The organism is Companilactobacillus jidongensis (assembly GCF_003946575.1).
Classification (GTDB): domain Bacteria; phylum Bacillota; class Bacilli; order Lactobacillales; family Lactobacillaceae; genus Companilactobacillus; species Companilactobacillus jidongensis.
Window position 1 is genome coordinate 116,447 of record NZ_RHOP01000006.1, and the last position, 12,755, is coordinate 129,201.

General features: G+C 37.4%; 12 protein-coding genes. All 12 read right to left on the reverse strand.

Going from position 1 to position 12,755, the window contains the following annotated elements:
* Positions 1-90: 90 nt before the first annotated feature.
* Positions 91-1,224: a molecular chaperone DnaJ gene (gene dnaJ / locus EKM68_RS05430; RefSeq protein WP_125588651.1), complete on the reverse strand. Its 1,134-nt coding sequence runs from the start codon at positions 1,222-1,224 to the stop codon at positions 91-93.
* A gap of 132 nt (positions 1,225-1,356) precedes the next feature.
* Positions 1,357-3,234 carry a molecular chaperone DnaK gene (gene dnaK / locus EKM68_RS05435; RefSeq protein WP_164509364.1) on the reverse strand — a complete coding sequence of 626 codons (1,878 nt, stop codon included), beginning with the start codon at positions 3,232-3,234 and terminating at the stop codon, positions 1,357-1,359.
* A gap of 55 nt (positions 3,235-3,289) precedes the next feature.
* Positions 3,290-3,877 carry a nucleotide exchange factor GrpE gene (gene grpE / locus EKM68_RS05440; RefSeq protein ID WP_125588653.1) on the reverse strand — a complete coding sequence of 196 codons (588 nt, stop codon included), beginning with the start codon at positions 3,875-3,877 and terminating at the stop codon, positions 3,290-3,292.
* A 16-nt stretch (positions 3,878-3,893) separates the two neighbouring features.
* Positions 3,894-4,940 (reverse strand): heat-inducible transcriptional repressor HrcA, encoded by a 1,047-nt coding sequence (hrcA, locus tag EKM68_RS05445; RefSeq protein WP_125588654.1) that lies wholly within the window; start codon positions 4,938-4,940, stop codon positions 3,894-3,896.
* Positions 4,941-5,085: 145 nt separating this feature from the next.
* Entirely contained in the window at positions 5,086-6,021 is a 936-nt protein-coding gene (gene ribF / locus EKM68_RS05450) for a riboflavin biosynthesis protein RibF (protein WP_125588655.1), read from the reverse strand.
* A 12-nt stretch (positions 6,022-6,033) separates the two neighbouring features.
* The gene (gene truB / locus EKM68_RS05455) at positions 6,034-6,942 is read right to left on the reverse strand and encodes a tRNA pseudouridine(55) synthase TruB (protein WP_125588656.1); all 909 of its coding nucleotides are present in this window, start codon (positions 6,940-6,942) and stop codon (positions 6,034-6,036) included.
* Between the two features lie 140 nt (positions 6,943-7,082).
* Positions 7,083-7,442, reverse strand: coding sequence for a 30S ribosome-binding factor RbfA (rbfA, locus tag EKM68_RS05460; RefSeq protein ID WP_125588657.1), 360 nt, complete (start codon positions 7,440-7,442; stop codon positions 7,083-7,085).
* Positions 7,443-7,453: 11 nt separating this feature from the next.
* Positions 7,454-10,393, reverse strand: a complete 2,940-nt coding sequence (infB, locus tag EKM68_RS05465; RefSeq protein WP_125588658.1) for a translation initiation factor IF-2 — start codon at positions 10,391-10,393, stop codon at positions 7,454-7,456.
* A 13-nt stretch (positions 10,394-10,406) separates the two neighbouring features.
* Positions 10,407-10,706, reverse strand: a complete 300-nt coding sequence (locus EKM68_RS05470) for a L7Ae/L30e/S12e/Gadd45 family ribosomal protein (RefSeq protein WP_125588659.1) — start codon at positions 10,704-10,706, stop codon at positions 10,407-10,409.
* Positions 10,703-11,011 carry an RNase P modulator RnpM gene (gene rnpM, locus EKM68_RS05475; protein ID WP_164509365.1) on the reverse strand — a complete coding sequence of 103 codons (309 nt, stop codon included), beginning with the start codon at positions 11,009-11,011 and terminating at the stop codon, positions 10,703-10,705. Before rnpM ends, EKM68_RS05470 begins: the two co-directional genes overlap by 4 nt.
* A gap of 13 nt (positions 11,012-11,024) precedes the next feature.
* Entirely contained in the window at positions 11,025-12,212 is a 1,188-nt protein-coding gene (nusA, locus tag EKM68_RS05480; RefSeq protein WP_125588660.1) for a transcription termination factor NusA, read from the reverse strand.
* Positions 12,213-12,245: 33 nt separating this feature from the next.
* Positions 12,246-12,713, reverse strand: coding sequence for a ribosome maturation factor RimP (rimP, locus tag EKM68_RS05485; RefSeq protein WP_125588661.1), 468 nt, complete (start codon positions 12,711-12,713; stop codon positions 12,246-12,248).
* Between the last annotated feature and the right edge of the window lie 42 nt (positions 12,714-12,755).

Below are 12,755 nucleotides of genomic sequence, written 5' to 3' on the forward strand. Positions count from 1 at the left end.
TTAGAAGTACATTTACTTAAATTATAACAAAAAAAGAAGTTCCGGCTTATTTAAAACCAAAACTTCTTTTTTTACGATATATGAACCTATCTATCCATTAAATGCATCTTTGATCTTATTGAAAAAGTTACTATCTTTTTCTTTAACTTTGTCTCCACCTGCTTCAGCAAACTTCTTCAAAGCATCTCTTTGTTCCCCGGACATCTTACGTGGTGTAACAATATTAACTGTTACCTTCTGATCACCGATGTTCTTACTATTAAGAACTGGAGCTCCTTTACCACGCAGTCTGAATGATGTACCAGTTTGAGTACCACTAGGGACTGTTAGTTTCACAGCACCGTGAACAGTATTAACCTGGATCTCATCGCCCAATGCAGCTTGTGGGAAACTAATATTTACTGATGAATAAATTGTTGAACCATCACGTTGAAATTCTTTACTTGCAGCAACATGAAATACAATATATAGATCACCGTAAGGTCCACCATTTTCACCGGCTTCTCCTTGGCCATCTAAGCGCATTTGTTGACCATCTTCGACACCTGCTGGAACGGTAACTTTAAGAGTATGTTTCTCATTAACTTTACCCTTACCATGACAAATGTTGCACTTTTCTTTAATTTCTTTACCAGTACCACCACAAACGTCACAGACAACCCTTGTACGCATACGGCCAAGTGGTGTTTGACGGTCTACTTCAACATAACCAGAACCGTGACACTTAGAACATGTTTCAGGATGTGTACCAGGTTTGGCACCACTACCATCACAAGTTTTACAGATTTCTTCACGATCATAAGAAATGTCGTCTTTCTTACCAAAGACACCCTCTTCAAAGGTCAAATCCATACGATATTGCAAGTCTGATCCTTGTCTTGGAGCATTAGGACTTTGGCGAGCAGTACCACCACCAAAGAATTGACTAAAGATATCTTCGAAGCCGCCGAATTGTTCACCACCGGCTCCTCCGCCACCAAAGCCACCGAATCCTTGGCCTTGATTCATGCCAGCTGATCCATATTGATCATATGCAGCACGTTTTTGAGGATCTTTTAGTGTTTCATAAGCATCGTTGATTGTCTTGAACTTTTCTTCAGCATCTGGAGCCTTATTAATATCTGGATGATACTTCTTCGAAAGTGTACGGAAAGCTTTTTTGATTTCATCTTCTGAAGCGTTTTTATCAACGCCTAAAGTTTCATACGGATCTCTATCTGCCATTTAAAAATCACCCTTGTGTTGACTAGGACTTTTCGTCCGATTTTATCTTTTATGCTCAAAAGAGCAGTTGTTAATACTATACCATTGTTGGTCTAGTAATTAAAATGACTGCTCTTTATCACAATAATATTATTATTTCTTGTCTTTATCTGGATCTACTTCTTCAAAGTCACCATCAACTGTACCATCGTCAGACTTCTTACCATCTTTTGAATCAGTACCAGTTCCAGCATCTGTACCAGTAGCACCTTCAGCACCACCAGCTTGTTGAGCCTCTTGAGCTTGTTGATATAGTTTTACAGAAAGATCTTGAACGATCTTATTCAAATCGTCACGTTTCTTCTTCATATCTTCAAGATCACCAGAGTCTTGTGCCTTCTTCAAAGCATCACGAGCATCTTCAGCCTTCTTGATTTCATCGTCAGAAACTTTACCCTTAATGTCTTTAAGAGTCTTATCAGTAGCGAATAATGCTTGTTCAACATCATTCTTAACGTCTACTTCTTCCTTACGTTTGTTATCTTCGTCTGCGTGTTCCTTAGCTTCTTTCATCATTTCGTCGATTTCGTCATCGCTCAAACCTGATGAACTCTTGATAGTAATCTTTTGTTCCTTATTAGTACCAAGATCTTTAGCAGAAACATTTACAATACCGTTCTTATCGATATCGAATTTAACTTCAATCTGAGGTACACCACGTGGTGCAGCTGGAATATCATTTAATTGGAAACGACCTAAGGTCTTATTGTCAGCAGCCATTGGACGTTCACCTTGTAGAACATGGATATCAACAGCGCTTTGGTTATCAGCAGCAGTTGAGAATGTTTGTGACTTGCTTGTTGGGATAGTTGTATTTCTATCGATCAACTTAGTGAATACTCCGCCCATTGTTTCAATACCTAATGAAAGTGGTGTGACGTCAAGTAGAACAACATCTTTAACATCACCAGAGATAACACCACCTTGAATAGCAGCGCCTAAGGCAACGGCTTCATCAGGGTTAATTGAGTGGTCAGGTGTCTTACCAGTCCATTTCTCAACAGCATCTTGAACAGCAGGTGTACGTGTTGAACCACCATTTAAGATAACTTTGTCAAGATCATTGATTGATAAACCAGCATCTCTAAGAGCATTGTCAACAGGAATTTTTGTCTTTTCAACTAAATCTGATGTCAATTCATCAAACTTAGCACGTGTTAATGTTTCTTCCAAGTGAAGTGGGCCATTAGCGCCTGATGAAATAAATGGAAGACTGATTGATGTTTGTGTAACACCTGATAAGTCCTTCTTAGCTTTTTCAGCAGCGTCCTTTAGTCTTTGTAAGGCCATCTTGTCTTGACCTAAGTCAACACCATTTTTGTTCTTAAATTGTTCAACTAACCAGTCGATAACTTTTTGATCAAAGTCATCACCACCAAGATGTGTATCACCATTTGTTGAAAGTACTTCGAAGACACCGTCACCTAATTCAAGGATAGAAACATCGAATGTACCACCACCAAGATCATAAACAAGGATCTTTTCGTCACCCTTATCATTATCAAGGCCATAAGCAAGTGCTGAAGCTGTTGGTTCGTTAACGATACGTTGAACGTTTAAGCCAGCAATCTTACCGGCATCTTTAGTAGCTTGTCTTTGTGAATCATTGAAGTATGCAGGAACTGTAATAACTGCATCTGTAACTGGTTCACCGAGATAATCTTCTGAGAACTTCTTAATGTGTTGCAAGATCATAGCTGAAATTTCTTGTGGAGTATATGACTTGCCAGCAACGGTAACCTTGTATCCTGCTTCACCCATATGTCTCTTGATTGATGAAACTGTATCTGGGTTAGTGATTGCTTGTCTCTTAGCAACTTCACCAACTTGAATTTCACCGTCTTTAAAAGCTACAACTGAAGGTGTTGTTCTTGCACCCTCCGCATTAGCGATAATCTTTGGTGATCCACCTTCAAGTACGGCAACGGCTGAGTTGGTTGTACCTAAATCAATACCAATAACTTTTGACATAAATATAAACCTCTTTTGATTTTTAATATTATTTAATTAACTTAATTATAAAAAACTATTGAGCTACAACGACCATTGCTGGACGTAGAACACGATCTTCTAGTTTGTAGCCCTTTTGTAAAACTTGAACCACGGTATCCTTAGCATGGTCTTTGTCAGCAGGAATAGTTTGAACAGCTTGACTGTCAGCTGGATCAAATTTATCACCAGCATTATCAATAATCGTGACATGATTATCAGTCAGAGCCTTAACCATATGTTGTTGAACCATTTCGATACCCTTCTTTAGTTGCTTGCCAGCATCATCGCTGACTTCAACTGCCAAAGCTCGTTCCAAGTTGTCAATAACTGGAAGAATTTCTGTAGCCAACTTTTGACCATCATACTTAAGAATTCCAGCAACTTCCTTCTTATGACGATTATTCATATTTTGAATTTCAGCTTGGCTTCTCAAAAACCTATCTTCTAGCTCTGAATTCTTAGCCTCAAGATCCTTGATTTTTACATCCTTCGGATCGATCTTGGTTACTTTTTCAGCATCCTTTTTAACATCTTTGGCTTCTTTCTTTGCCTCTGACTTAGGTGCTTCTTTTGTTTGTTCACTAGAAGATTTTAAATCTTCTTGTTTCTCTTTATCTGCCATTACTTCCTCCTAAATATCAAGAATCATCATACCGTGAATAATAGTCGATCAGGCGCTTAGCCAGTTCTTGTCTAAATTCGCCAAGTAAACCAATTAATTGTGAGTAATGCATTGTTGTTGGACCTAGCAGTGCTATCACTCCCTTACCATGATGACCAACATCATAGTTAGCAGTGATAATACTGTAGTTCTTCAATGCATCAGATCCTAACTCACTACCCAGACGAACACGAATGCCGTCGTCAGTATCACTTGGATCAAGTAGTTTTTTCAAATCTGTACTTTGATTAATAATTGAGAATAACGATTGAACATCTGACAGATCTTCATTATTCGCATAATTCAACAAATTAAGTTGACCATCAACGAAATACTTTTCTGATCCGGCTTTTTTGAATAATTGATCTATCATGTCCATCAGTCCGTTGTTTGAATACATGTATTCCGACAAAATAGCAGGTATGTCATTGTGAAGCATTTTTAAAACGATTGGCAATGGCTGACCGACTAACTTATCATTAACAACTCTTACAATTTTTTCGATTAACTCTGTATCAAAGTTTTCATCAATTGTATAAATGTTACTCTCAACATTATTGTCACTCGTGACGATGATCGCCATAATTTGACGTGGATTCAAAGGTACGATTCTAAATCCTGTTAGCAGAATTGAACTGCTCTCTGGTCCTAATGTGATTGCTGTATAACTAGTTAGATGAGATAAGATTTTCGCCGATTGTTCAATGATATCATCGATCTGATGATAAGTTTGACCAAAATCCTCGTCGATTCTCTTTGCGATATCTTGCGGTACGGTAGTTGGTTGTACCAAATTATCTAAATAATAACGATATCCCATTGCCGAAGGAATACGCCCAGAAGATAAATGAGTCTTCTCTAGATAGCCTATTTCTTCTAGCATAGCCATTTCATTTCTGATAGTCGCTGAACTAACGTTAAATGGCAATGCATTCATCAATGTTTTTGAACCAACCGGCTGGCCGGTATCTGTGAAAATGCGCACGACTTCTCTCAAGATAGTATCTTGACGTTCCGATAACATTATACCGTCCTCCTTTTAGCACTATTCATATTGGAGTGCTAACAATGTAAAATATAACAATCTATCCTTATAGTGTCAAGTGGTGAGACTCATAAAATTTAAAATTTACACAAAGAAAAAAGCAGGTCTACTAAACCTGCTGATCTTAATGTTCTTTGAAATAATCGAGTGCATCCAGCTTGTCCTTGTGAAGTTGTTCTACCAATCCCTTGGCACTGTCAAACTTCACTTCACCACGTAAATAATGTAACCATTCGACACGAACGTCTTTACCATAAATATCTTGATCAAAGTCGAAAATATTACATTCAATCGTTACACCTGTATCCTCTTTGAAAGTAACGTTATAACCGACTGAAGTCATAGATGGATACCACTTACCATCTATCTCGATACGAGTCACATATACGCCGATGGAAGGCTTTAATTGGTTATTGCTAGTAACTACATTGGCAGTTGGGTATCCAAGCGTACGCCCTCTCTGCAAGCCATGTACAACCTGTCCCTGATTCTGATAGTTATAACCAAGATACGTATTGGCCATATCGACTTGATCACCCAAAACAAGTTTCTTAATCGTACTAGAACCAATCTTATCACCATTAATGGTTTGTTCCGGTACAGTCACTACTTCGAACCGACCCCTGCTGTATTCTGGCAGTGTCTGCATATTAGCAATATCCTTTTTACCATATGTATAATCAAATCCAGCAACTATGTACTTGCTTCGCATTCGTACCATATACTCATCAACAAAGTCCTGTGGTGCTAAACTAGCAAAATCAGTTGTAAATTCAATGAAGTATAAATAATCCACTCCTAATTTCTCAACAAGTTCAGCCTTACGAGCCATCGTTGAAATATACTTATAATTTTCTTCATGTTGGTATATTTCACGAGGAGACCGATCAAACGTCATAAGAACCGATTTCAAACCTTTTTCATGTGCCAAATCAACACCACGTTGAATAACCTTTCGATGGCCTCGATGAACACCATCGAAAAAGCCCATAATCAAAACAATGTCTGATTCAGGTATTTGACTGTCCCTCAACGGATGCTTTACATTAACAATTTTCATCAGTTCATCCCCTTAATCATTATTCAAAAGCATTGTCTCCGGTATCCACAATTGTCTTTCCTTATTAAACTTATAAATTGCCTTAGTCACGTGATTACGAGTAACGCGCATCATATCACTTTCATCATATCCTGTAAGATCCAAGAAACCACCATGCAAGACGCGAACTTCCCATTCATCATCAGTCAGCTCATGTGCTTGCATATCTGACAAGACATCATCGGTTGAACGCAAGAATTCGTGATTATTCTCTGCCATCATTCTTTCAATATCAGATAGTTTGTATGTTTCATCAATACTGAATCCTGCACTCTTAGTTCTCGTTAACTGAGACATAAACGAAGGCACACCAAGTAGTTCACCAAACTCCACTGCTAATGTTCTAACATAAGTACCTTTGGAACATTTGACATGAAATTTCAACTTTTGTTTTCCAGACTCAACGTCAAATTCTGGTTCACCCATCATATAAAAATCATAAATATGGATATGTCGTTCTGGCCTTTCAACTTCGATTCCAGCACGAGCATATTCATACAGTTTTTTTCCATTAACTCTAACAGCTGAATACATTGGTGGAATTTGTGTTAAATCACCGATCATCTTTTTGAAATTATCTCTCAAAATATCATCAGTGAATGCATCCTTCAAATTCACTTCTTTTACAGTATCGCCTTCACGATCTTCAGTAGTCGTTGAACGACCAAGCGTAATCTCGCCTTCATATTCCTTTGGAGAACCTGTCAAACGATTAACTAGCTTAGTAGATTGTCCAACACAGATTGGTAAGACACCATCTACTAATGGGTCTAGCGTACCCGTGTGCCCAATTTTTCGTGTGTGCAATACTTTTCTTAATTTATATACATAATCAGAACTTGTCATTCCAACTTCTTTATTTAGGGGAATTACTCCATTCATTACTATCTCCCGATTCATCAAAATTATTAATTTCAAACCATATCAAGAACTATTTTACTAGTTATTAAAAATAATAGCATTCATTTTTTAAAAGACGGCCAAAAAAAGACTCAGCAGAATTTGCTGAGTCTTAATTTATCTTATTTATTCGCTTCATCTTGGTGCATTTTAGCGATTAAACGATCGATTTTTTCTCCATATTGAATGGATTTATCTTGTTTAAATTCGAGTTCTGGAATCTTATACAATGTCAGTCTTGGAGCTAATTCTTTACGAATAAGTCCCTTAGCCTTATCTAATCCTGCTTGAGTATTCTCAATATCTGCGTCTTTCTCAGATAAGATACTGTAATAGATCGTAGCGGATTGTAAGTCACCCGTCATCTCAACGCCAGTAACTGTAACGCCTTGTACACGTGGATCACGAACACGTTTTAGTAGAATATCATTTACTTCTTTTTGAATCTCTTGTTCTACACGACCGATTCGATGTTTTACCATACTATCATCTCCTATTTGACTGGAACTTCTTCCATCACATAGGCTTCAACTTCGTCGCCAATCTTGATGTCATTGTAGTTTTCGATTGTGATACCACATTCGAACCCTGACTTAACTTCTTTGACGTCGTCCTTGAAACGTTTAAGTGAGGCAAGTTTACCTTCATAGACAACAATACCGTCTCTAATCAAACGAACTCCACTTTCACGAGTGATGCTACCAGTATTTACGATACATCCAGCAATTGTACCGATCTTAGAAACATTATATGTTTCACGAACAGTAAGATTACCTGTGATTTTTTCTTCATAAACTGGTTCTAGCATACCCTTCATAGCGGCTTCAATTTCATCAATAGCCTTATAGATAACTCTGTGTAGACGAATATCAACATTTTCATCTTTAGCTTGAATACGAGCTTGCGCAGTTGGACGAACATTAAATCCGATAATGATAGCATTACTTGCTGAAGCAAGGTTAACATCACTTTCAGTAATAGCACCAACGGCTTGATGAATAATATTAACACGAACACCCTCAACTTCGATCTTCTTCAAACTTCCAGCAATGGCTTCAGCAGAACCTTGAACATCGGCTTTGATAATAACGTCGACAGTCTTAAGTTCTCCCTCTTTCATTGTTTCAAATAAGTTATCAAGTGTTACAGGGTTAGTATTCTGACGTTCGATTTGAAGAGCACGACTTGCACGTTCTTCACCAGCTGCACGAGCTGTCTTCTCATCATCGAAGACAACGAACTTATCGGCTGATTCAGGAACATCATTCAAACCAGTAACTTCAATTGGTTGAGAAGGCAATGCCTTAGTAACCTCTTTACCGTTATAGTTTGTCATCGTTCTAACACGACCATATGTATTACCAACAACGATTGGATCTCCGACATGAAGTGTACCTTGTTGTACCAATAGTGATGCAACCGGTCCACGTCCCTTATCAAGCTTAGCTTCAATAACAGTACCAACGGCTTTTTGTTCAGGATTTGCTTTCAATTCCATCACATCAGCTTGTAGAAGAACCATTTCTAGCAATTGATCAATGTTTGTTCCGACTTTGGCAGAAATATTAACAAAGATAGTATCCCCACCATAATCTTCGGGAACAAGTTCATATTCCATCAATTGTTCGATAACATGTTGTGGATTGGCACCTGCTTTATCGATCTTATTAACTGCAACGATGATTGGATCATTAGCAGCTTTAGCATGGTTGATAGCTTCAATAGTCTGTGGCATAACACCATCATCAGCAGCAACAACTAGGATAACGATATCAGTAATATCAGCACCACGAGCACGCATATTTGTAAAGGCAGCATGTCCTGGAGTATCAAGGAATGTGATCAAACGATCGTTTAATCTTACTTGATAAGCACCGATATGTTGAGTGATACCACCAGCTTCACCGGCTGTAACGTGAGTATGTCTCAAGTGATCAAGCAATGTTGTTTTACCATGATCAACGTGTCCCATGATAGTAACAACTGGAGGACGTGGTACTAAGTTCTCTTTGTTAGTTGTTTCAGCATCAAAGTATTGATCGATATCAGCAATATCTTCTTGAACTTTTTCTTCTGCATTAATACCGTAATCAGTTGCTAACAACTCGATTGCGTCTTTATCCAATGATTGGTTTTGGTTGATCATAATACCAAGCATGAACAACTTCTTAACAATTTCAGCTGGTTCACGGTGAATCAACTTACCAATATCTTGAGCGTTCATACCAACTGTATAATTAAGTGTTTCTGGTAATGGACGATCTTTTCTTTGTGGCATTGGCTTCTTTGGTTCAGTTCTTTGACGTTGTTGTCTCTTTCTTTCCTTCTTCTTCTTACGAGTTCCGAAAGGATTAGCCAAGTTTGTCTTATGACCAAAGTTACGATTGTTATTGGTTGGCTTGCTCTTCTTGTATTCTGGCTTTGGAACTTCAACACTTGCTGGTGATACAGCTGTCTTTTGAGTTTCTTTAGCCTTGTTATCAGAAGCTACAGGTCTTCTTGAATTGTTATTATTATTGTTTCTGTTATTGCTATTGTTATTGTTATTACTGTTGTTATTATTGAAACGATTGTTATTAGGACGGTTGGTATTGTTGCTATTGCTATTACGGTTAGCATTATTATGGTTATTATTATTGCGATTGTCGCTTGGACGACTGGCATTGTTACCATTACGGTTATTATGGTTGTTAGTTCTAGGACGGTTAGTTGAACGACTTGCTTCTTGGATATTTGTCTTGAATTGTTCTAGATACTTGTTACCAGCACTTTGTTGTACAGGTCTTGGTGCTTGTTGTGATTGTGGACGATCACGTCTAACACTGCCATTGTTACGACGATCACGATTTTGGGAATTATTTCTGTTGCCGTTATTATTACGATTGTTCGGATTGTTTCGATTATCGTTTGGACGACTGTTCCCGTTATTATTTGCATTACGGTTACCGTTAGTATTATTGGTACTGTTGGTATTACTTCTATTGTTTGAGTTAGAAGTATTAGGACGATTACCGTTATGATTATTATTGTTATTATTTCCACGATAATTACTGTTGCCGTTACCATTACTATTGTTGCGGTTATGATCGAAGTGACCCTTATTCTTATTTGGATCTCTTCTTACAGCAGTAATCTTTATTTTAGTCTTTTGATCACCATTTTGTTGGTGGTTTTCATTAGACTTTTCTTTTGGAGCATTGTTTGATGTATTATTTGAAGTTGCGTTTGTAGCAGGCTTTGTGGCTGGTCTTTGTACTGATTTAGCAGCTGGTTTACCACCCTTAAGACTACCTACAATCTTCTTTTCACTATTTTCATCTACTGATGACATGTGATTTTTTACATCGATACCTAGTTTGGCAGCGGCATCTAATACAACCTGGTTTTCAACACTATTTTCTTTTGCAATAGTATAAATTCGTTTTTTGGCCATCCTATCACTCTCCTTAATTTTCCATAATTTCAATTAACCTTCTAGCAATTCCAAGATCCGTAATACCGATAACTTTTCGTTCCTTACCGATTGCATCTTTTAGTTCTTGACTGGTGAAATTATCAATCAACACTACATCATAAGAATTTGTCTTATTAGTCAAATCCTTTTTAGTACGATCACTACAATCACTTGCCATTATTACTAATTTAACACTTTGGTTTCTAATTCCTTGCATGGTTAACTCTGTACCACTAATCATTTTTCCGGCACGTAAAGCTATACCTAAAAAATCTAAAAATGACTTTTTCAATGTTTCTTACCTAAATCACCGAATAGATCCATTCTGGCTTTTTGATGATCAACAAAGTCGAATAGTTCATCATAAAAATCCTCTGGAACTGCATGTGAAAATACCTTCTCCAAAGTTTTTTTAGACTTTGCTTCCTTAATGGCGTCAGGATCTAGCCCAACATAAGCACCACGTCCGGATTTTTTACCTGTTGGATCAATCGAAATAGTACCTTCTTTATCTCTTACAATTCTAACTAATTCTCTTTTAGGAAACATTTGATTGGTTAGAACATCTTTTCTCATGGGTATCTTACGCGTTGCCAAACCCATCACCCCCTTAATCTTTTGAATCAGTATCAGGATCTGTATTTGTATCAGTGTCAGATTCTGAAGTTGCTTCTGTATCAGATTTGACATCTGCATTAGATTCCTCGTCTAATTTCTTGTCAATATCATCTATAGCTACATCTTGGTCGTTTGCATCCACAAATTCAACTTGTGATTCTGGTTTAATGTCGATTTTGTATCCTGTTAGCTTAGCAGCCAAACGTGCATTTTGACCCTTTTTACCGATTGCTAGTGATAAATGATAGTCGGGAACAATTACAATACATTGTTTCTTGTCAGTATCATCGAATTGAACAGCAATCACCTCTGCTGGATTCAATGCATTAGCAATGAAGTCAATTGGATCGTCAACATAAGGAACAACATCAATGTTTTCACCGTTTAACTCATCAACAACAGCTTGAACACGAGAACCTTTAGGACCGACACAAGTACCAACTGGGTCAATATCTGGGTTATCAGATTTAACAGCAATCTTAGTTCTGTCTCCAGCCTCACGGGCAATTGAAACAATTTCTACTGTTCCATCATATATTTCTGGAACCTCTTGTTCAAATAATCTTTTTACTAGACCTGGATCAGTTCTAGATACGAAGACTTGAGGTCCCTTAGTAGCATTTTCAACTTTTGTAACATACACACGAATTCTATCACGTGAATTGTAAGTTTCACCTGGCATTTGGTCAGACTTAGCCATAACTGCCTCAATCTTACCAAAGTTAATGTATACAAATCTACTATCACTACGTTCAACAATACCTTGAATGATTTCATGCTCGTATTGACTGTATTCACTATAAATGATATCACGTTCTGCTTCACGAACACGTTGCATAATTACTTGTTTAGCAGTTTGCGCAGCAATTCTACCGAAATCCTTAGGAGTTACCTCTTCACGAACGTGATCACCGAGTTCATAACCTTTGCTCTTCTTCATTGCATCTTCTAATGAAATTTCTAATCGTTCATCAACTACTTCTTCAACCACTTCTTTGACTGCATAAACATGTATATTACCCTTTTTTTGGTCAAATTCAACCTCAACGTTTTGAGCTTGATTGTAGTTGCGTTTGTAAGCTGCAACTAGTGCGGCTTCTAGTGACTCAATAACATATTCTTTTTTGATACCTTTTTCAGTTTCCAACGCATCAAGTGCGTCAACCATTTCTTTACTCATGCTATTCTCCTTAAATGAGTTCTTAGACGTTCTCTAGAATTCAATTGCGAGTCGAATCTTAGCAATCTTATCTCGTTGGATAACGATTGTCTTTTTAAGATTCTTCACTTTTATTATTAAAGTTATTTGTGAATCAGTTACTTCAGTCATTGTACCTTCGAAAACTTTGTCGCCGTCTTGTTTTTGGTACAGAGAAACATTAATATACGCACCTTCATAGTTGGAAAGACTTTCGTCATTTTCCAATGGACGTTCTGCACCAGGTGAAGATACTTCTAAGTAGTAAGCAGGATCGATTGGATCTAATTCATCCAATTTTTCACCATACTCTTCACTGATAACAGCACAATCATCAATACTGATTCCACCCTTCTTATCAGCATATACTCGTAAATACCAATCCCCACGTTCGTGAACGAATTCTAAATTTACAAGAAAAAATTCATGTTTGTCCAAAATCGGCTGTAAGATGGCTTTTAATTCATCAATTTGTGTATTCAAAAATACTCCTCCAAAGTAATCGGCAATAAAAAGAGTGAGCAT

What these genes read in the sequence shown, in the direction of transcription:
- infB (WP_125588658.1), bottom strand. Translation starts at nt 10,393, where the DNA reads ATGGCCAAAAAACGAATTTATACTATTGCAAAAGAAAATAGTGTTGAA.
- dnaJ (WP_125588651.1), bottom strand. Translation starts at nt 1,224, where the DNA reads ATGGCAGATAGAGATCCGTATGAAACTTTAGGCGTTGATAAAAACGCT.
- nusA (WP_125588660.1), bottom strand. Translation starts at nt 12,212, where the DNA reads ATGAGTAAAGAAATGGTTGACGCACTTGATGCGTTGGAAACTGAAAAA.
- dnaK (WP_164509364.1), bottom strand. Translation starts at nt 3,234, where the DNA reads ATGTCAAAAGTTATTGGTATTGATTTAGGTACAACCAACTCAGCCGTT.
- rbfA (WP_125588657.1), bottom strand. Translation starts at nt 7,442, where the DNA reads ATGGTAAAACATCGAATCGGTCGTGTAGAACAAGAGATTCAAAAAGAA.
- ribF (WP_125588655.1), bottom strand. Translation starts at nt 6,021, where the DNA reads ATGAAAATTGTTAATGTAAAGCATCCGTTGAGGGACAGTCAAATACCT.
- grpE (WP_125588653.1), bottom strand. Translation starts at nt 3,877, where the DNA reads ATGGCAGATAAAGAGAAACAAGAAGATTTAAAATCTTCTAGTGAACAA.
- hrcA (WP_125588654.1), bottom strand. Translation starts at nt 4,940, where the DNA reads ATGTTATCGGAACGTCAAGATACTATCTTGAGAGAAGTCGTGCGCATT.
- truB (WP_125588656.1), bottom strand. Translation starts at nt 6,942, where the DNA reads ATGAATGGAGTAATTCCCCTAAATAAAGAAGTTGGAATGACAAGTTCT.